The sequence below is a fragment of the Spirosoma endophyticum genome, from assembly GCF_900112365.1.
Classification (GTDB): Bacteria; Bacteroidota; Bacteroidia; order Cytophagales; family Spirosomataceae; genus Spirosoma; species Spirosoma endophyticum.
The window spans coordinates 330,187-350,146 of the sequence record NZ_FOLQ01000005.1 but is presented as its reverse complement, the minus strand read 5'-3'; the positions used below and the strand labels follow the sequence as shown (position 1 = coordinate 350,146).

Annotated in this window: 21 protein-coding genes; 16 read left to right on the top strand and 5 right to left on the bottom strand. The window is 47.5% G+C overall.

Annotation, left to right across the window (positions count from 1 at the left end):
• Nucleotides 1-155 precede the first annotated feature (155 nt).
• The 9 genes from BM202_RS16300 to BM202_RS16260 all read left to right on the top strand — a co-directional run bounded on the left by BM202_RS16300 (nt 156) and on the right by BM202_RS16260 (nt 9,985).
• Nucleotides 156-1,958, top strand: coding sequence for a hypothetical protein (locus tag BM202_RS16300; protein ID WP_093828099.1), 1,803 nt, complete (start codon nt 156-158; stop codon nt 1,956-1,958).
• A gap of 34 nt (nt 1,959-1,992) precedes the next feature.
• Nucleotides 1,993-3,153, top strand: coding sequence for an App1 family protein (locus tag BM202_RS16295; RefSeq protein WP_093827907.1), 1,161 nt, complete (start codon nt 1,993-1,995; stop codon nt 3,151-3,153).
• Between the two features lie 185 nt (nt 3,154-3,338).
• On the top strand, nt 3,339-4,190 hold the full coding sequence (locus tag BM202_RS16290) for a hypothetical protein (RefSeq protein WP_093827905.1): 852 nt from the start codon (nt 3,339-3,341) through the stop codon (nt 4,188-4,190).
• A 102-nt stretch (nt 4,191-4,292) separates the two neighbouring features.
• Nucleotides 4,293-4,871 (top strand): RNA polymerase sigma factor, encoded by a 579-nt coding sequence (locus BM202_RS16285; protein ID WP_093827903.1) that lies wholly within the window; start codon nt 4,293-4,295, stop codon nt 4,869-4,871.
• Complete coding sequence (locus BM202_RS16280; protein ID WP_093827901.1) at nt 4,852-6,558, top strand: porin family protein; 1,707 nt, start codon at nt 4,852-4,854, stop codon at nt 6,556-6,558. The genes BM202_RS16285 and BM202_RS16280 overlap by 20 nt, the downstream gene beginning before the upstream one ends.
• A gap of 78 nt (nt 6,559-6,636) precedes the next feature.
• Nucleotides 6,637-7,146 carry a QcrA and Rieske domain-containing protein gene (locus BM202_RS16275; RefSeq protein WP_093827898.1) on the top strand — a complete coding sequence of 170 codons (510 nt, stop codon included), beginning with the start codon at nt 6,637-6,639 and terminating at the stop codon, nt 7,144-7,146.
• A gap of 18 nt (nt 7,147-7,164) precedes the next feature.
• Nucleotides 7,165-7,848 carry a hypothetical protein gene (locus BM202_RS16270; protein WP_093827896.1) on the top strand — a complete coding sequence of 228 codons (684 nt, stop codon included), beginning with the start codon at nt 7,165-7,167 and terminating at the stop codon, nt 7,846-7,848.
• Nucleotides 7,849-7,852: 4 nt separating this feature from the next.
• Nucleotides 7,853-8,410, top strand: a complete 558-nt coding sequence (locus BM202_RS16265) for a YceI family protein (RefSeq protein ID WP_093827894.1) — start codon at nt 7,853-7,855, stop codon at nt 8,408-8,410.
• Nucleotides 8,411-8,485: 75 nt separating this feature from the next.
• A complete protein-coding gene (locus BM202_RS16260) occupies nt 8,486-9,985 on the top strand; it encodes a serine hydrolase (RefSeq protein WP_093827892.1) in 1,500 nt (499 codons plus the stop codon).
• Between the two features lie 70 nt (nt 9,986-10,055).
• Here BM202_RS16260 and BM202_RS16255 read toward each other — a convergent pair whose 3' ends face one another.
• Nucleotides 10,056-10,472 (bottom strand): OsmC family protein, encoded by a 417-nt coding sequence (locus BM202_RS16255; RefSeq protein ID WP_093827890.1) that lies wholly within the window; start codon nt 10,470-10,472, stop codon nt 10,056-10,058.
• Between the two features lie 173 nt (nt 10,473-10,645).
• Here BM202_RS16255 and BM202_RS16250 point away from each other — a divergent pair, with 173 nt between their 5' ends.
• Nucleotides 10,646-11,254 (top strand): Crp/Fnr family transcriptional regulator, encoded by a 609-nt coding sequence (locus BM202_RS16250; protein WP_245776679.1) that lies wholly within the window; start codon nt 10,646-10,648, stop codon nt 11,252-11,254.
• A 30-nt stretch (nt 11,255-11,284) separates the two neighbouring features.
• Here the strand turns inward: BM202_RS16250 and BM202_RS16245 are convergent, their stop codons facing one another.
• Both BM202_RS16245 and dnaN read right to left on the bottom strand, forming a co-directional pair.
• Nucleotides 11,285-12,529 (bottom strand): TCR/Tet family MFS transporter, encoded by a 1,245-nt coding sequence (locus BM202_RS16245; RefSeq protein ID WP_093827888.1) that lies wholly within the window; start codon nt 12,527-12,529, stop codon nt 11,285-11,287.
• A 107-nt stretch (nt 12,530-12,636) separates the two neighbouring features.
• Nucleotides 12,637-13,758 (bottom strand): DNA polymerase III subunit beta, encoded by a 1,122-nt coding sequence (gene dnaN / locus BM202_RS16240; RefSeq protein ID WP_093827886.1) that lies wholly within the window; start codon nt 13,756-13,758, stop codon nt 12,637-12,639.
• Nucleotides 13,759-13,917: 159 nt separating this feature from the next.
• Here dnaN and BM202_RS16235 point away from each other — a divergent pair, with 159 nt between their 5' ends.
• The 6 genes from BM202_RS16235 (at nt 13,918) to BM202_RS16210 (ending at nt 18,905) form a co-directional block, all read left to right on the top strand.
• A complete protein-coding gene (locus tag BM202_RS16235; RefSeq protein ID WP_093827884.1) occupies nt 13,918-14,430 on the top strand; it encodes a DUF2480 family protein in 513 nt (170 codons plus the stop codon).
• Between the two features lie 181 nt (nt 14,431-14,611).
• Entirely contained in the window at nt 14,612-15,553 is a 942-nt protein-coding gene (locus tag BM202_RS16230) for a c-type cytochrome (RefSeq protein ID WP_093827882.1), read from the top strand.
• Nucleotides 15,554-15,574: 21 nt separating this feature from the next.
• Nucleotides 15,575-16,033: a DsrE family protein gene (locus tag BM202_RS16225; RefSeq protein ID WP_093827880.1), complete on the top strand. Its 459-nt coding sequence runs from the start codon at nt 15,575-15,577 to the stop codon at nt 16,031-16,033.
• A 6-nt stretch (nt 16,034-16,039) separates the two neighbouring features.
• Nucleotides 16,040-16,936, top strand: coding sequence for a LysR substrate-binding domain-containing protein (locus BM202_RS16220; RefSeq protein ID WP_093827878.1), 897 nt, complete (start codon nt 16,040-16,042; stop codon nt 16,934-16,936).
• 72 nt (nt 16,937-17,008) lie between these two features.
• Nucleotides 17,009-18,556, top strand: a complete 1,548-nt coding sequence (locus tag BM202_RS16215; protein WP_093827876.1) for a M28 family peptidase — start codon at nt 17,009-17,011, stop codon at nt 18,554-18,556.
• Between the two features lie 118 nt (nt 18,557-18,674).
• The gene (locus BM202_RS16210; RefSeq protein ID WP_093827874.1) at nt 18,675-18,905 is read left to right on the top strand and encodes a DUF4834 domain-containing protein; all 231 of its coding nucleotides are present in this window, start codon (nt 18,675-18,677) and stop codon (nt 18,903-18,905) included.
• A 70-nt stretch (nt 18,906-18,975) separates the two neighbouring features.
• On the opposite strand, the gene BM202_RS16205 is transcribed toward BM202_RS16210, so the two are convergent.
• Nucleotides 18,976-19,371 carry a YbjQ family protein gene (locus BM202_RS16205; RefSeq protein WP_093827872.1) on the bottom strand — a complete coding sequence of 132 codons (396 nt, stop codon included), beginning with the start codon at nt 19,369-19,371 and terminating at the stop codon, nt 18,976-18,978.
• Nucleotides 19,368-19,940 carry a phosphoribosylglycinamide formyltransferase gene (purN, locus tag BM202_RS16200; RefSeq protein ID WP_093827870.1) on the bottom strand — a complete coding sequence of 191 codons (573 nt, stop codon included), beginning with the start codon at nt 19,938-19,940 and terminating at the stop codon, nt 19,368-19,370. The genes BM202_RS16205 and purN overlap by 4 nt, the downstream gene beginning before the upstream one ends.
• Nucleotides 19,941-19,960: the final 20 nt, after the last annotated feature.

Genomic DNA, 19,960 nt, shown 5'->3' with positions numbered 1-19,960 from the left:
AACCACTACGACTAAGGGCTGATACGTAAATTGCCTGCAAGTTATCACTAAACCCCCGGATGGCCGAATAGACGGATATGTTTGGTAAATACCAATCCGTAAAATTTTACCTGCGGGTCCAAAAAATAATTATTCAAACTAACTGGAGATACATAATGAAAGGGATTCTCTTTAGTATTTTGGCAATTGGACTGACTACAAGTTTCTTACCCCTGCCCCAAACTTCTGATAGTATAGCTTCGAATACGGCTGAAACAGGCTCACCTATTTTGCCTATTCAGAGTTCGAATTGGGTCGCGATGGATGGAGCTGGGAGAACCCTTCCTGATTATAAGGAGACGGGCGGTGTTCGACGTAATAAGTATGTAGGTATGTTCTATTTTTTGTGGCATGGACAACATAAAGATTCGGCCATTTATGATATAACTACTCTGACTAAAGCCAATCCTAAAAATATTAAATTTGGCCCAGTAGGTGCATTCCATTGGTGGGGTGAGCCTGAAGTAGGTTATTTTAAAGCTGATGATCCATGGGTTATACGCCGTAATCTGCAATTGCTGACGCTGGCTGGTGTAGATATACTTTTTTTTGACGTAACTAACCGAGAGATATATTTGCCAGTTGTTAGTAAGTTATGCGAAATATCCTTAGGGATGCGGAATCAGGGCATTCCTACACCTTACATTTGTTTTGTACCTGGGCCAAATAGCGCAAACACTGTTACCGCTATTTACCAGCAATTCTACGCTCAGAATCGTTACTCAGATCTATGGTTCCGTTGGCAAGGGAAACCGCTTTTATTGGGTAGGGTTGAGGAAATAACCGACGCCACTATTCGTGACTACTTTACTTGGCGATTCTGTTGGGCATTCACAAACGCACGTAATGAACCGCATCACTGGCAATGGATTGACACCGCTCCACAAGATTATGGTTGGGATAAAGACCCGGCTATACCAGAAGAAATTCCAGTTGGGGTTGCCAGTCATCCTAACCAGAGAGGTAAGAGTTTTCAAAAGGGGAGAGAACCTGCCAATACTCTAGAAGGAACTACATCGTATACACACCAAGGATTATATTTTGACGAACAATGGAAACGGGCTTTACAAGTAGATCCGGCTGTTGTATTTGTTACAGGCTGGAACGAGTGGGTCGCTCAGCGTCAAGTTAATATGCAGACGGATTCGGCTTCCAAAGCTAATTCCGTGCTGTTTATGGGGAAACCAATGAAGTACGGGCAAACCTTTTTTGCTGATCAATATAACCAGGAATATAACCGAGACATCGACCCCATGAAAAATGGGTACACAGACAATTATTATTACCAATTAGTTGCTAACGTTCGTCGTTTCAAAGGAATGGCTATGCCCGAACCCACCAGCTCATCCCGTACTATTAGTATTGATGGACAATTCGGCGAATGGGCGACCATAACACCAAACTTTAATGACCCTATTGGGGATGTTATGCACCGAAATTGGCCACGAGTTGACAACAAAACCAATTATATTAACAATACAGGTCGCAACGATATCATTGGTAGTCGAGTGACGTACGATGCGAAAAATGTTTATTTCTACGCTAAAACAGGAAGTAAACTTTCTTCTTCAACCGACAAAAATTGGATGTTGTTGTTTGTTGATGCTGATCAGTCGGCCAAAACTGGCTGGGCTGGCTATGATTTTCTAATTAATCAAACTATAAAAGGAAATCAGACATCTGTTAGCCGCTGGACAGGAAAATCATGGCAACCTGTAGCAAAAGGCGCGATCCGATATACTAATAAAGAGCTTGAAATTAGTGTACCCTTAAGCTCAATACACCAAAACTATACTCGGGTTAAATTCGACTTTCATTGGGCGGATAATATTCAGCGACTGAACAGTATAACCGAATTTTTTCTTAGTGGAGATAGTGCGCCAGATCGCCGATTCAATTATCGATATATAAGCAAATAAATAACGTAGCCTATACAATTGAATCTTAGCGCACATGGCCTCCTGGAGAGAATTTTTAAGTAATGCATCGACTGATGCCGAAATTCAATTTAATCGGCTAAAAAGCAGGCTCTCTGGGCGGCTGGATGCCCAAAAACCGTATAAAATTGTCTATTACCGTGGCTTTGGTGGCCCAACGCAAGAGAGTCCCGCCACTGTCTGGCTCAAAGGTCGGGTGTTGCGGGAACGTGACCTGAGTACACCTAGCGACAATGATACGTTCTGGCAAAATCTGCTGGCAACGTACCAACGCTTTGAAAGCGATGAAGTGCCCGGTGTAACGGTACGTATCGACGCGTTTGGACAGACACACACAACGGTAACAGATAATGAAGGTTATTTTGAACTGACCATTAATTCACCCACGAATTTGCCACCAGGACGCGTCTGGTTTCCGATTCGCTACTCGCTGGATGGCGTTTTACAACCAGCTAATGCCACGGCTGAAGCTGGCCAACCTGTTGTTAAAGATGGCTATATGATGGTTTCGCCTTCGTTTAGCCAGTTTGGCGTTATTTCTGACATTGATGATACGGTACTCGTAACGGGTGCTACGAGCCTGCTTCAAACGGCGCGGCTGACGTTTTTAGGTAATGCGTATACGCGCCTGCCGTTTGCTGGAATCGCAGCTTTTTATCGGGCCTTGCAAAGTGGTCCGGTCACTACGTTGTTCAACCCGATTTACTACGTATCGAGCAGCCCCTGGAATTTATATGACCTGCTGGTCGATTTCTTTCGTATCCAGGGTATTCCGAAAGGCCCGATTTTACTGCGTGATTTTAGCTTGAGTCCAGAAATACTATCGTCCGAAGGGCACCATATCCATAAACTGGCCATGATACGAAAAGTGCTGGACGTGAATCCGCATTTGTCGTTTGTGCTCATTGGCGATAGTGGACAGCAGGACCCCGAAATATACGCACAGGTCGTACGCGAAAATCCAGGTCGGATTCGGGCGATTTATATCCGCGACGTATCGGAAGATCGGCGCGACGAAGATGTTCGTCAGCTTATCAAAACAACAGAATCCTACAATGTGCCCATGCTGCTCGTGTCCGACACGGTTGCCGCTGCCGAACATGCAGCCTCGCTGGGCCTGATTGACCCGGATACAATTCCCGAAATCCGCGCCGACCGACGGGCTGATAAAGAATAATACGTTTGTCTAAGGTTCCTGTAAGTGACTTTATGACAACATATTGTCTTTTATTTCAACCTGATATAACGAATCAATTCAACTTTTTTTCCAAAGGCGACGCAACCCTTTTTCAGGGCCTCCCGTATTAGCGAATGAACCGGTTCAACTGTTCTATTTCTCACTTTTAAAACACAGTTGATACAATGAAATCTTTCATTTACGCTAATCGTACGTTGCTGGCGACAGGTTTGTTAGTCGCAGCTATGCTGGGCTGCAAAAAAGATGATACTGTTACGGCCCCTGGACCTGATCTGGCGCTCGGAACTTCTACGCTTGGTAATGTAATAACGGGAGCGGGTGGCAAGACACTTTATTTCTTTGGTCCCGACGTAGCGGGTGATGCCAATTGCACGGGCGGTTGTTTAGATACCTGGCCTATTTTTTATAAGGAAACGCCTACACTCGGAACCAGTTTGAAAGCGTCTGATTTTGCAACAATAACTCGGGCAGATGGGGCCAAACAAACAACATTCAAAGGCTGGCCACTGTACTACTACAAAAATGACGTGAATACGGGCGATGTGCTTGGGGAGGGTATTGGAAACGGTGTCTGGCAGGTGGCTAAACCACATTACACGGTGATGATTGCGTCGCGGCAATTGGTAGGCAATGACGGGAAAAACTACACGTTTGATACCAAAGAAGGTACTGGTAACTCCATATTTTTAACGGATAGCCTGGGTCGTACACTCTACGCGTTCGCTAGTGACAAAAATAATAAGAACAATTATACCAAAGCTGATTTGAGTAATAACCTTACCTGGCCTATATTCGAGACATCGGCTACGATTGGTGATATTCCTTCCGTTCTTGGTAAAACAAATTTTGCGACCATCACGGCCGTAGGCAAAACGCAGCTTACGTTTAAAGGCTGGCCGCTCTATTATTTTGGTGCTGACGGTGGACAGCGGGGGGCTACAAAGGGTGTTAGCGTACCAAGGCCGGGCGTCTGGCCAGTGGTCAACCTGACATCACCGGTTGCTCCAGCAAATTAAGTTTACCATTTGAGGTTATAAAGTTCTGAAAGACTGATAAACAGGCGTTTTTCGTAAATGAAAGTCTACGAGTGAATAACGCTACGGCTGTCCAACTGTTGAATGTCCAACGCTCCTAACATAATAGCCTTACCCGAGCTTTTGGCCGGTTGCCTGCGCAATCACCGGCAAAGTCAGGAATTGCTTTACCGGCAGTTCTACGGATATGCTATGGCGGTGTGCCTGCGCTACGCTCCTACCAGGGAGGGGGCGCTGGAAGTGCTGAACGATGGTTTTCTAAAAGTATTTACGCGACTGGATCAATACGACTCGTCGCAGCCGTTTAAAAGCTGGTTTCGGCGTATACTGATCAATACAGCGGTAGATCATTACCGGCAGGAAGTACGTCATCATCATCACGAAGATGTTGAACAGGCCGAACAAACAGCCGTTTCAGGCGTGCCCGATGCGTTTAGCCAGTTGGCTCACGAAGATTTACTGGCCTTAATTCAGCGGCTATCACCCGCTTATCGGCTGGTTTTTAATTTATATGTTATGGATGGATTCACGCACGAAGAAATTGCCGCACAACTTGGCATTTCAGTTGGCGCGTCGAAATCGAACCTTGCGAGGGCGCGGGAGAACCTGCGCCAGTTATTGAAGCACGTAAACTACGACGAGTATGCCAGAGCTAACCGATGACCAATTGGACGGGCTCTTCAGAAAGTCGGCTGAAGAATTCGATCCCCCATTCGATCCGGCGGCCTGGCAGGATATGGCAACCCGGCTGGACACGCATGAGCAAACTCAGCCTGGGGCACCCATGTGGAAATCGCTGCTCCGTTGGGGTCTCCCTGCGCTCCTGTTGTTATTGTTGACAGGAGGTGGCTGGTATGCTTATCGTGAGATGTATGCTGTTGTAGATAAACCGACAAGGCAGGTAGTGACACGTACGAATTCACCGTTGAGTCGGACATCTGAACAATCGCAACAATACGTAGCGCCTGGATTGCCTGATAGTAAGCCAGCACAAACAACGTCAGTCGACTCACTAGAGTCTGGTGCAGGTTTGGATAAGCAACCGGCTGATTTAACAAAGTCGGTTGCTGAATCCAGCAAACCAGAAAATCACGTTGTGGCGGCTGATAAGTCAGAAAATGGGGTTGTGAAATTGAGTGAATCAGAAAACCATATTGCGAAATCTGCTACGTTGAGAAACCGAAATACTACGTCCGATAAGTCAGAAAGTCGGGTTGCAGAGTCGGTAACACGGTTGAAAACGAACACGGCTTCCAAGGCAACAGATGCAACGAAACGGGTAGAAACGGCGTATGGGCTGAAAACAAAACGTAACAGAACGACTCGCTCGCAATTGGCTACGTCGGTTTCTACACCAATAGCAACTCTGGCGGCTGTTGAGCCTAATTTAGTTGGAAACCGTGCTAAGAAGGAAAGTTTGCGACGACGAAACTCTTCTAAACCAGCCAATAGTCTTGCTGATGAGGCACTTTTAGCAACGAATGCTCCTACATCAACCAAGCCAGCGTTCACTAAAAAGCATGGATTGAATAGCACTGAGTTAATGCAAATTGGCACGACCAGTTCGTCTAAAAACGTACCGGCGCTTGAATCCATTGAGTCTGGCCCTGTAGTATTGACGGATGTACATGAGTTAGCCGCTCGGCCGGGGAAATGGCCTGAATCGACGTTTGCGAATCCGGATGTAGTTGCGCAACCTGAGACCCTGACACGTAGTGCGATGCCAAAATCGACAACACAAACACAACGTGGTTTTAGTCTTCGATTAGTGGTAGCACCCGACTTGAGTAGTGTTGGTTTAAATAACTTCTCCCGGCCGGGTACTAATTTTGGTGTTATGCTGGAATATCGACTGGCATCTCGCTGGAGTGTTCAGACCGGAATTATTCAAAGCACGAAAGTATACCGGGCGCAGCCGGAGGAATATGATTTTCCATGGATGTGGCCAACTGATCCATCGAGTATCGATGGGAAATGCAATATGCTCGATATTCCCATTAACGTGCGATACGACTTTGCGATAAGACCCCGGCAAGACGGACGATTACCAAGCCGCTGGTTTGTGAGTGGGGGTGTAACGAGCTATATTATGAAGCAGGAGGACTACGTATATAATTATCCGCCACATACGTACAATATCAAATTTACTGAGCTCAACACCAGCACTGGAGGGTATGGCTTTAGCCAATTGAATTTCTCCGTTGGGTATGAACGGGCATTTAGTAAACGGTTATCGTGGCAGGTCGAGCCGTTCATAAAAGCACCGCTTCGAGGTGTCGGTTTCTTCGGGGTTAATCTAATAAGCACAGGCGCTTTTTTCTCAATACGTTATAAGTTAACTAATCACTGATCTAGAATTAGTGATGCAAATCAGGAGTACAATCGGTCTCTACATAAATCTGTGTAACTACATCAATTGCCTAATCTTATGATCAAGAATCCAACTGACAACAACATTAATCGCGGAGAATTTCTGCGGAGTCTGGGAATGAGCAGCGCTGCGCTGATGGCGTTTTACTGCATGGGAACGGGTCTGACGGCCTGCTCAAAAAGCGACAGCAGCACCCCAACACCCACCCCGCCAGCGGCTGGATTAACGGGTAATGCTGATACAGCCGCGGGGGCAATTAATTTTACGATTGACCTGACGAACAGCAACTACAGCTCGCTCAAAACGGTAGGAAATTTCATGAAAATTGGCAGCGTGCTGGTCGCCAATACAACCGGTGGGAAATACGTAACCATTCAACGGCTTTGTACGCATGAAGCTAACGATGCCGTTTCATATGGCCTGAGCGCCAACAAATTTACCTGTAGCGCCCACGGGTCGGTTTTCAATGTAGACGGAACGGTCAGTGTTGGTCCCGCTACAACCGCTATGAAGTTGTACAAATCAACCATTAGTACCGACGGTAATACGTTGACAGTTACGGCCTAACCTATAATAATCGGCGTTATGAAATACCTTTTTGTTGCTCTGTGTCTTCTCTGTAGAATTAGTCTGTCGTGGGCACAGGATTCAACGGCTGTTCGTCGGGATACAGTCATTGCGCCAACAACGACGGATGCTTCAGCAGATGATTTGCTGGCTGGCCTTAGCGATTCAACGGAAACGCCGGAGTTGCTACCTCACAAAATGTTGTTTACTCAACGTGCGTTCTGGGGGCCAAAAGGGTTGTTGCGTACCCTAAACGTAGCTCCATTAACGTCCGAAGGACGTATCAAAGAGCTGAAAGTTAGGCGAACGATGCTTGTAGCGCACCAGATTGGAGGCTTCGTAACATTAGCGGGCTTTGTGGCTCAGGGTCTGCTGGGCGCAAAACTTTACAACGCGAAGGGGCAGGATTACGTCGATACAAAGAAATGGCATGAGCGCTCGGCTACGTTCATTAACATTACTTATGGCACTACGTTGGTGATGGCATTAACCACGCCCCCACCGATCGTAGGACCAAAAAGAGGTTTTACGACGATCAAACTGCATAAATACCTGGCTATTGTCCATTTGACAGGCATGGTCGCCACGAATATTCTGGCCCACATGATTCAGAATAATTCTGAACTTAAACCTTACCACCGAGCGGCTGCTTACGCTACGTTTGGGGCTTATGCCGCTTCGATTATTGCCTTAAAATTCTAAGCTCATGAAAAACTACATAATCCTGAATGGCTACTGGTTAGCCATCGTGGTTCTTTGTGCCTTTGTGGCGCCAATGGCTAAACGTAAAGTAATGGCCGACAAAGCGGCATCGACGGTTTCTTATGCCGCTAAACACCCGCTTCACAACTGGGAAGGTGTTAGTCACGATGTGAATTGTGCCATGATCTATAACGACGAAAGCAAACAGCCCGAAAGTATCGCCGTTTCGATTAAAGTGGCCTCTTTCGATAGCGACAACAATAACCGCGATTCGCACGCTGTAGAAGCCATGGAAGGCATAAAATACCCGAACGTAACGTTTACAAGTTCGGATATTAAATCTGATAATGGGGCGCTGACAGCTAAAGGCACCTTAACGTTTCACGGGGTTGCCAGGCCTGTTACGTTGCAGGCAACGAGTAAGGAGGCTGGTGGTAAAATGACACTTATCGGCGAGTTTCCGGTTAATATGACCGACTACAAAATCGAACGACCTTCCCTGATGGGCATGAAAACGGAAGACGCCATGATACTTCGGTTCAATGTTGTGTTTAGTTTGTGAATATATTGCGAATGCTGTCGTGTATACTGATTTTTGTTCGCATGCGGCTCCATTCGCAATATATCCTGAATAAACATGAGAGTATTTTCGGTTCTTTTCTTCCTGCTATTTACGCTTATCGCTTTTGGCCAGAAGCCAACCTCTCCCAAACAAATTCAGGAATTCGATGCGTATGTAGAGTCCGTTCGAAAGCAGTGGAACGTACCGGGTTTGTCCATTACGGTAGTAAAAGACAACCAGGTAATTTTCAAGAAGGGCTATGGTGTCCGTGAGTTGGGCAAACCTGAATTGGTTGATACGGAAACCCTCTTCGCTTGTGCCTCCACGACCAAAGCGATGACCGTTATGTTAATGGGCATGCTGGTCGATGAAGGAAAACTGGCCTGGAATGACCCCGTCAGTAAATTCCTTCCTGAACTGCAACTCTACGATCCCTACGTAACGCGCGAGTTGAAAATTCGTGATCTCCTCATTCATGATACAGGTGTGGGCAGTACCGACTTCATGACCGGCGCCATGACTATTCCCGCCAATGAAATGTTTCGGCGGATGGAGATGGTCAAGCCGAGCTATCCATTCAGGGCTGGATTTGCCTATCAGAATACCTTCTACTCGGCCGCCGGACGCGTTATCGAACGTATCACCGGAAAGACGTGGGCTGATTTTTTAAAGGAACGGATTTTTACGCCCCTGGGAATGACACGTACCGCGCCAAAACGGGGCTACATAAAGGAGGGCGATGCTAACGTTACGAAGCCTCATTATAACGTCAACGATACGATTCGGGTCATTGAGTATGGGGCTGATAGTGAAATTGGGTCGGCTGGCGCGGTTTGGTCGTCGGCCGACGACATCAGCAAGTGGGTCATCTGCATGCTCGACAGCAGCAAATACAGCGGAGGCCACTTGGTGAAGCCCGAAACCTGGGCTGAGATGTTTAAACCGCAGACTTTCTTTCCGGAGGATGAATACCCAACCATGCAAATTCTGAAACCCAACTGGCGAACCTACGGCCTGGCTTGGTATCAGCACGATTATAAAGGACATAAAGTGAATTTCCATACCGGAAGTTTATCGGGTCTGACGGCGATAACGGCGCAGTTGCCCGATGAAAAACTGGGCGTTTATGTGTTCGGGAATTACGACCATGCCGAAGTGCGGCACGTACTGGTTTATAAAACCTTCGACTGGTTTGCGCTGGGCGGCACCCGCGACTGGAATACCGAGTTCAAAAATCTGTACTCAAAAATCAGAGAAGACAGTAAGAAAGGCCGAGAAGACTTTGACACGAAACGGGTGCTCAATACGTCGCCATCCTTGCCATTACCCCAATATGCCGGAAAATACACCAGCCCGCTATATGGACAGGCCGACGTTAGCGTAGCGGGCAATCAGTTAGTTGTCAACGTCAATGACAATACGCTGAATGCTACCTTGCCGCATTGGCATTACGATACGTTCTATGGACCTTATAAAAAAGCCTGGAATGGCAAAGCCCTTGCCCGGTTTGTGCTTGGCAATTCGGGCAAGGTCACTACGTTAGTTTTTGACGGAATGGATTTCAGGAAAGAATAGCATACAAACACGTCCCTGACCAACTGCATGCAGCTACTCAGGGGCGTGTTTGTATGCTACGTTCCCGGTGCTACAGCAACGTAGCATCAACACTGATACTGGTGTTGAATAACTTTGAGATTGGGCAATTGTGCTCAGCATGATCGACCAGTTCATCGAACTTAGCTTTGTCCAGGCCAGGAACACTGGCTTTCAGAGTCAGTTTAGAACTGGTGATACCACTATCTTCGAGGGTAATCGTGCATTGAACGTCCAGAGAATCAGCAGCAAAGCCAGCCGACTGAATGTTAAAGGCCAATTGCATCGCGAAACAACCGGCGTGAGCAGCGCCTATCAGTTCTTCGGGATTGGTGCCTACACCATCCGCGAAACGAGTGTTGAATGAATACTGAGTTTGGTTAAGAACCGTGCTGGCTGTAGAGAGAGTACCTTTGCCATCTTTACCGGTTCCAGCCCAATGGGCCGATGCATTGCGGGTAATTTTCATGATTTTAGGAGTTGAATTAATTACATTTTGTTTTTGATAGACCAAAAGTAACGGGTGATTGTTTGCCCAATTTTCACCTATGTTAAAAAGCGACGTAGTGAAGGAAAAATGTAGCCTATACTACGTTGGACAATCGTTACTTTGTCATTTATAAGTTAATAAATTGACCAACAATGATTGAAAATAGACTGGTTTCTCCTCAACACGCGCTGTTGCAGTATCACCTGCATCGATTCGCTGGTCTTTCCGAAACGGATACTGAATTAGCGAATGAGTTCTGGACCCTTAGATCAATTCCTAAACATGACTACTTCAACTTCCGTAATTCGGTCTGTCGGCACGTTGGCTTTATTGTCAAAGGGATTTTCCGGGTCTACTACACGGACCCCAAGACCGAACAGGAACATAATCTTGTTTTTGCCAACGAAAATATGTTTCTGGCGTCCTTAAAAAGTATGGTAACACAAACAGCCTGCCCGTATGCTATTGAAGCCCTGGAAGACGCTGAACTGTTGGTCATACAGCATGATCATTTGCAAGCGCTTTATGGTCAGTCGCACGGTTGGGAGCGGTTTGGCCGACTTTTGGCGGAGCAATATCTTATTTTTAATCAGAGTCGGTCAGAAAGCTTATTGACCCAGACGGCTGAAGAACGATACGTTGATTTGATGAAAAATTACCCGGATCTGCTGAATCGCGTTTCGCTGGGGCATATTTCTTCCTATCTGGGAATTAAAGGCCCCTCTCTGAGCCGGATTAGGGCACATATCGCTCATAAATAGGCACTAAGTACCGGAAGAAATGTAGCCTGATCAGATTGATTCGGGTACGCTGGCCTTAGTCACCATGCTACGTTTAAAGCCCCGGCGAGCTAGATAAGCACTAATGACCACCAGCACCGAAGCCAGGAAAAAAGGGGCACCTGGAAGATACGTAGGCGATTTTGGTGAGGTGAAATACGAAAACAGATTGGTCATAATCAGCGGACCAAAAATAGACGTCGTGCTGGTCAGGCTTGTTAACGCGCCCTGCAACTCGCCCTGTTCATTGGCCGGTACCTGGTTGGAAATAATACCCTGAACCGATGGACCAGCAATACCACCTAACGCATAAACGATCATGAATGCAAACATCATCCAGCTTTGATTCGCGAAGCCAAATAAGGCAAAGCCAATGGCGCTGAACGCCAGCCCAACGTAAACCGACCGCTCCTGACCTAGTTTGGGGATAATAATTCGGCTGAGTCCACCTTGCACGACGGCAAATGACAGGCCGATGGCCGCCAGTGATAGGCCAACCGTTTTTTCGTCCCACTTGAATTTCTCCATCGTGTAGAACGTCCAGGTTCCCTGCACGGCGAAACCGGCAATGTAGATCAGAATCAACGACGCGACCAGCCCCAAAATGACCGGATAGCGCCCCAGATTCATCAGCGATCCAATCGGGTTGGCCCGACGCCAGTTAAACGGCCTGCGGTTTTCGGCTGGCAGCGACTCGGGAAGAATAAAGAAGCCATACAGGAAATTTAGCAGGCTCAGTCCGGCCGCAACGAAAAACGGAACGCGCGGCCCGTATTGACCCAGAAACCCGCCCATTGCCGGACCAAGGATGAAGCCTACGCCGAAAGCTGCGCCAATGAGTCCAAAATTCTGAGCCCTTTTTTCGGGTGTACTAATATCGGCAATATAGGCACTGGCCGTCGTGAAACTGGCACCTGTCACTCCGGCCAGCATACGACCAACAAACAACCATTCAATAGTTGGTGCAAAGCCCTGCAATATGTAATCAATGCCGAAACCTAATAACGAGAACAGTAACACTGGCCGACGGCCAAAACGGTCGCTGAGGCCGCCTAGAATCGGTGAGAAAATGAACTGCATGGCCGCATACGAGAACGACAGCCAGCCGCCCCAGCTTGCTGCCTGACTAATGTTGCCGTGAATGAGCTGTTCAATCAGTTTCGGGAAAACCGGAATAATGATCCCCAGCCCCGTAACGTCAATCAGAAGGGTAATGAAAATAAAAACAAGGGCAGGCGCCGTGCGTTTGGAAGCCATAAAATGATGACCGGGTCGCCGGAGCGATGATGAATAATAAATGATGAATGATTCTGACCTCACATGGCTAATCTTTCATCATTTATTATTCATCATTCATGATTAATTTAAGCGTATGTATTCAGCATTACGGGCATCACCAGCATCAGAATATCTTCGTTTTCTTCCTTGTCGGCCGGAATTAGGAGGCCAGCACGGTTGGGAGCCGACAATTCAAGGGAGATCATTTTAGCGCTGAGATTGCTCAGAACTTCGGCCATCAGCTTGGCATTGAAACCAATTTCCATCGGTTCGCCGTCATACTCACACAAAAGTTTTTCGTTGGCTTCGTTGGAGTAGTCCAGATCTTCTGCCGAAATGGTCAATGAGTTAGCCTTAAGCGACAACCGTATCTGGTGCGTCGTGCGGTTGGCGTAGATCATGATCCGCTTCAACGAGTTGAGCAGATCGGTCCGGCCAATCGTCATTACGTTCGGATTGTTTGTCGGAATCGCGTTTTCGTAATCGGGGAACCGCTCGTCGATCAACCGGCAAATCAGTTGGGTTGGCCCAAACGTGAACGACGCATTCGCCTGGCTGAACTCCGCCGTAACCGGAACATTCTCCGGCAACGACGCTTTCAACAACTGTAGCGCTTTCCGCGGAATAATGATCGACGTACTAGCCGACGCACTCATATCTGTCCGACGGTACCGGATTAGCCGGTGGCCATCCGTAGCGACGAACGTAGCATTGTCGCCAGTCAACTGCAGAAGCACACCTGTCATGGCTGGACGAAGATCGTCGGTGCTGGTAGCGAAAACGGTGTTGTTAATGGCATTGAGCAATATATCCGACGTCATGTCGACCGACATATTTTTGTTGACCGTTGGCAGTTTTGGGAAATCAATCGGGTTTTCACCAGAAAGTTTATATCGGCCATTGTCGGTCAGGATTTCTGTTCCGAATGTATCCGTGTCAATATTAATCGTAACAGGTTGCTCAGGCAGGCTACGGAGGGTATCAAGCAATAATTTTGCTGGAATGGCAATGGCTCCGTTCTCGCTGGCATCGACCGGAATCTGGGTCGTCATGGTCGTTTGCAAGTCCGAAGCCGTTACCGTAAGTGTCCCATCTTCAATGCGAAACAGAAAATTTTCAAGGATCGGCACAATTGGATTCGTTGCAACGACACCATTGATATGTTGAAGGTTTTTAAGCAGGACAGATGAAGAAACAATGAATTTCATGGGCCAAGTGTCTAAGGCGGTATTTAATCAAATATGAGAACAAAAGTAGCAAAAAAAGCCGACTCGTTCGTGAGATATTTATAAACAATACGTAGTTAGCTAACGTAGTGAACCCCCTGCCAATGAGCGCTGTTTACTGGTAACTGATACCTGAAAAATATGGAAGCCGAAATTATCAATCGAGTCGCGAACAGCGGTCTTATTACCCTTGATCTGGAAGAATATTATCATCCTGGCGAACGCGTTGTTTATGATCTAAAAGACAACTTGTACATGGGGTTGATCTTAAAGGAAAAAGACTTCCGGGCGTTTCTGAAAGAGCATGACTGGAGTCAGTATGCAGGGAAAAACGTAGCAATCACCTGCACCGAAGATGCTATTGTGCCAACATGGGCGTATATGCTGTTGACCTTGCAACTCCAACCATATGCTAACACGGTCGTTTTCGGCAATCTGGCTGATCTGGAAGAGAAGCTTTATTTCGACGCCATCAATCGAATCAATCCTGAAGAGTATCGTGCTGCCCGCGTGGTCGTGAAAGGCTGTTCCAAAGTGCCAGTGCCAACCGCGGCCTATGTGGAGATCACACGGGTGCTACGTCCCGTTGTGCAAAGTTTACTGTTTGGCGAGCCATGCAGCACCGTACCACTTTACAAACGGCCGAAAGCTTAGCGAAACTTTTCGGAAGTTTCGATTTTTTGAAAAATTAACGGATAAAATATGGCTCTATTCGACAGATGGAGCTTTTTGTTTGCTTTTTGACAGTAACAAGGCCCATCTGTGAAACTTTGGTTATAGATTGCAGCTACGTGATGTGAGTGCCCCAAATCCGATTGATCGTTTGCTATTATCTATGAGGAATAAAGTTTATAAATCGGGTCTAACCTATTATCTCGTTGGTTTGCTAGGTGCACTTGTACTACTTACATCACTGACACCACCTGATTATTGGCATCCACCCGACGATAGCCGGATTCCTGCCGGGTGGCAAGGGCAACAAATTCGCTACGGGCGGGACTTGATTGCGCACACCGCTAAATACCTTGGGCCGAAGGGTTCGGTTCGGCATCTGTCAAACGGCATGAATTGCCAGAACTGTCACCTCGAAGCCGGTACTAAAGTGCTGGGTAATAATTACTCCGCCGTGTTTTCGAACTATCCGAAGTTTCGTGAGCGTTCTGGGTCTGTCGAAACGATTGTTAAGCGCGTATCGGATTGTTTTGAACGCAGTCTGGCCGGTAAAGCGCCAGACAGCACGAGTCGCGAAATGAAGGCCATCGTGGCCTACATACAATGGCTTGGTGCCGACGTACTGAAAGGCCAGCGGCCCAATGGGGTAGGACTCGTCAAGCTGGCTTATCTGGATCGTGCCGCTGACTCGACAAAAGGCCGGATCGTATACGTAGCGAAATGCCAGGTCTGCCACGGTACAAAGGGCGAAGGCATAAAGGTCGCTGGTGCTTCTGAATATCTGTATCCGCCCATGTGGGGACCAAATAGTTATAACGACGGAGCCGGTTTGTACCGGCTGTCGGGATTTGCGGGTTACGTTAAAAACAACATGCCCTTTGGCGCCAGCTACACGAACCCGCAACTAACCGACGACGAAGCCTGGGACGTAGCTGCCTTTATTAATTCAATGCCTCGACCGCACAAAGATCAGAGCAGCGATTGGCCTGTATTGGCTAGCAAACCCATTGATTTTCCAATTGGCCCCTATGCTGATCAATTTAGTGAGAAACAACACAAACTCGGACCGTTTCAGCCGATTGCTGATGCGCGAAAAGTAAAGTAGATTTACCAAAAACTGACAATCATGAAAAAAATTACCTACCTATTCGTGCTGGCTTTCCTGAGTTTTGTCGGATCGACGATGGGCCAAACCAATGACGCTAGCGCATTTCATGGCGCTCAACCTACAAAAGAACGATATAAGGCTGTTTATCAACTCAATACGGCTGACACAAACGTTATCCGGCATGCCTTAGCCAACATCCAGAATGCCCTGAACGACCCGCGTCTAAAAGGAAAATTAGACGTTGAACTGGTTGTCTATAGTGGCGCCGTAGCAGTTTACAAAAAAGACAAGCCTTATTTTGAGAAGGAAGTCACCAGTCTTCAAAAGCAGGGTGTCATTATGGCCATGTGTGAAAACACTATGCGCATTCGGAAAATCAACCGTGATGAATTGTTTCCGGTCGTCAGTTACGTACCAACGGCCAACGGCGAACTCATCATCCGCGAACAGGAAGGCTGGGCTATCATTCGTCCTTGATTTTTCATGCTCGATTTTCGTCTGAACGTATTTTACACTGTTGCCAAACGGCTCAGCTTTACCAAAGCAGCGGCTGAATTGTACGTAACACAGCCTGCCGTAACCAAGCACATTCAGGAGCTCGAACACCACTTTGGCACGGCGCTCTTCGACCGGCGAGGCAATCAGATTAGTCTGACCGTTGCTGGAAACGTACTGCTTCGTCATGCCGAAACGATCATGGCCACGTATCGCCAGCTGGAGTTTGATATGAATGCGCTCAAAGGGCAGGCTGGGGGAGCGCTTCGGGTGGGAGCCAGCACGACGGTGGCTCAGTACGTCATTCCGCCGGTGCTGGCCCGTTTTCATGAGCAATCGGCCGATGTTTCGATTTCCCTCTTAAGCGGCAATACCGAACAGATTGAACAACAGTTGATTAACGACGATATTGATCTGGGTTTAGTGGAAGGTCGAACGCATCACAGCGATATTCGCTATACGCCCTTCCTGAAAGACGAACTTGTGCTTATTTGCCGCGCCGATCATCCGTTTGCTGATCATGATGAGATTACGCTGGACGAACTACGTACCGTGCCTATTTTGCTACGTGAACGCGGTTCTGGCTCGCTGGAGGTGATTGAACACGCGCTTCGGGGGGTAGGGTTACGACTCACTGACCTGACGATTGAAATGCAGTTGGGTAGTACCGAAAGCATCAAGTCTTACCTCAGTAATTCACGGTGTATGGCTTTTGTATCGGTTTTCGCGGTTCAGCATGAACTACAAGCGGGAACCCTGAAAATCCTCGACGTGCAGGGGCTTTCCATTCAGCGTGATTTGTATTCTATTCAATTACAGGGAATTAGTGAGGGACTAGCCGATACGTTTATGCGCTTTGCCCGGCAGCACTATAAACGGGGGTAAGTGGGCAGAGGGCTAGTACATGAAGTAGGGAAAGGGTGCTTTTTCGTACTTTTGCTGACAAACCCAATCATTATGCAATTTTCTGCTTCATTGACTCTGGTAGTAGGACTACTACTGGCCACTTTTTCGGTTCAGGGGCAAACCCGGCCCGCTAAAGCTGCTTCAAGTCCTAAATCCACAGCATCAAATTTAAAACTTCCTGAATTTTCGTTTACCCGTGCTGAAGTTGAAGCACACGTACGGTTTCTGGCGTCCGATGAATTGGAGGGGCGCCGGACCGGCGAGAAAGGCAACTGGACTGCGGCTCGATACATTGCTGAGCAGTTTCGGCAGTTGGGTCTCAAACCAGCGGGTGATCAGGGCGATTATTTCCAACGAATCAATTTTGAAAAAGTCGGTGCCGCTACGTCTGCCATGATGATGATGGGGAAAGACACGCTTAAGCTCGGTAAAGAATTGGTTGTAATGGCGGGTAAACCAACTGACGTATCTGGTGAGGTTATGTATGTGGGTTACGGGTTAACCGACGGTGAGGATGGTTATAAAGGTCGTGATGTAAAAGGCCGTATTCTGGTGGCTCAAGGCGGATCGCCCGATGCCAAAGGGCCGCGCGAAATATTTAGTGCGTCAGCAGCCAAGCGTAAACTGGCTACAGAAAAAGGCGCTGCTGCGCTTATCGAACTCTACAGCGAGTCCATTCCGTGGGGGTTTGTTAATCAGTATTTTAGCCGCGAGCAGGTGAACCTGCCAACGGGAACCAACAGTACTACGCCATCGGTGGCGCATGTATGGGTTAATAATGCCAATAATCAGTATAAACAACTCAAAGAAGCGGGTCAAAGCGTGACGCTTCGAACGTCGGGCAGGCCAGCGGTCGCTGCCCCCTCAGCCAACGTAGCGGGAATTATTGAGGGTACTGACCCAAAATTGAAAGATGAATACATTGTGTTATCAGCGCACTTTGACCATGTAGGTGTCGGCAAACAAGGTGGGTCTGCCTATCAACCGTCCGACAGTATTTTCAACGGTGCGCGCGACAATGCAATGGGTGTAACCGCCATTCTGGAAGCTGCCAAAGCTTTGTCTCAACAGCGGCCCAGCCGGTCGGTCCTTGTGCTGGCCTTTACGGGTGAAGAGATTGGTTTACTGGGCAGTAAATATTATGCTGAGCACCCCTTAGTACCCTTGAAACAAACGATTTTTGATTTAGATACCGATGGGGCGGGCTATAGTGACACTACGATTGTCTCAGTTATCGGTCTCGAACGTACGGGTGCAAAGGCTGAAATTGAAGCGGGAACTAAAGCGTTTGGCTTAGGCGTATTCGCAGAACCCGCTCCGGAGCAAGGTTTATTTGATCGGTCGGATAACGTAAATTTTGCGATCAAAGGTGTTCCTGCGCCAGACTTTTCGCCTGGTTTTAAATCGTTTGATCAGGAAATAGCCAAATACTACCATCAGGCTATTGATAATCCTGAATCACTTAATTTTAACTACGTGTTGCGCTACTGTCAGGCCTACGCGCACACGGCGCGGTTGATTGCCAATCGCCCGACGCGTCCACAGTGGTCGGCGGGTGACAAATACGAAGCCGCCGGAAAAGCGTTGTATGGACAGTAGTAGAGTTCTTGCGAATACTCCTTTATATAAGCCGGTTACCCGCTATAAGAACCGTTTGCCAATCTGGAAAACTAAACGGGCCTACCCAACGTTTATTTAGCATCAACGATACTCTGCTATGCTGTTCAAATATCTGTTCATCATCACCCTGATTATTCTTTTTGTGCCGCCAGTACGTCGGTTTGTGTTTTATCTGCTGGTAGGTCGGCAATTAGTGAAGCAGCAAAAACAGGCTAACAATGTTTCTGGAAGGAGTCGGGAGGGGGAGGTGCGTGTGGATGCTCGCCCTGCTAACGATGGATCTCGTTTTAAAGGCGGAGATTACGTTGACTACGAAGAAGTTAAATAACTGACTTGATATACACATAAAATCCCGGCTAAACGAACCTTACGTTTAGCCGGGATTTTATGTGTAAAGCTTATTGACGTGCTTCGTGTTCCTGTTTGTACTTCACAGCTACACCGGTCATTACATACCCGTTGTCAGTCATAGAGGTATAGTATGTATAACGAACTGAAACCAATGCATCAGCGCCAAGTTTCTTCGCTTGTAAAGTCAGCCGGGAAAGCATCAGTTCTTTCTGCTGGGCATCGTTACCCCGGCTCAGCATTCGTTCGTTTCCTGATTGTCGACTCGTCAGCGGAACTTCGCCCTTCACTTCCAAATCCTGCAATGGATCAAACGGCCGATCGGGTCGCTGGGTATCATAAAAGACATCTACCGGATAATGTCCCTTATTTTGCAGGTAAACGACGGGACTAAAACAGGCCGATACCGATACGATTGTTAAGAATAATAGGGCTAATTTTTTCATGGCTGTTTCGCTAAAACGTCGGCCACTACTCTTGGGTAGTGCAGATGCTCTAAAAGCTGAACCTTGTGTGCTACGTCTTCAGGTGTATCGGTTGGTAGCACGGGGCAATTGGCCTGGAAAATAATCTGGCCTTCATCATAGCGCTCGTTCACGTAGTGAATCGTAATACCTGATTCGGTTTCGCCGGCCGCCACAACGGCTTCGTGCACGAAATGCCCATACATTCCCTTTCCACCAAACTTCGGTAACAACGCTGGGTGAATATTAATAATTTTATTCGGAAAAGTCTGCACTAACCCAGTCGGCATCAACCACATAAAGCCCGCGAGTACGATCAAATCAATATGTTGACTAACGAGAAGTTCTGTGATTCGATTGGTATCATAAAACGTCGTCCGGTCGAAAAGTAAGACAGGAATATGCAATCGTCTCGCTCGGTCAATAACGCCCGCTTTCGGGTTGTTCGAGACAATCAAAGAAATTTCTACGTCAGTATTATTAGCAAAGTACTCAGCGATTTTCTCGGCGTTTGAGCCGGAACCGGAGGCAAAAAGGGCAATACGTTTCACAGTCGATAGGAATCAGTCAT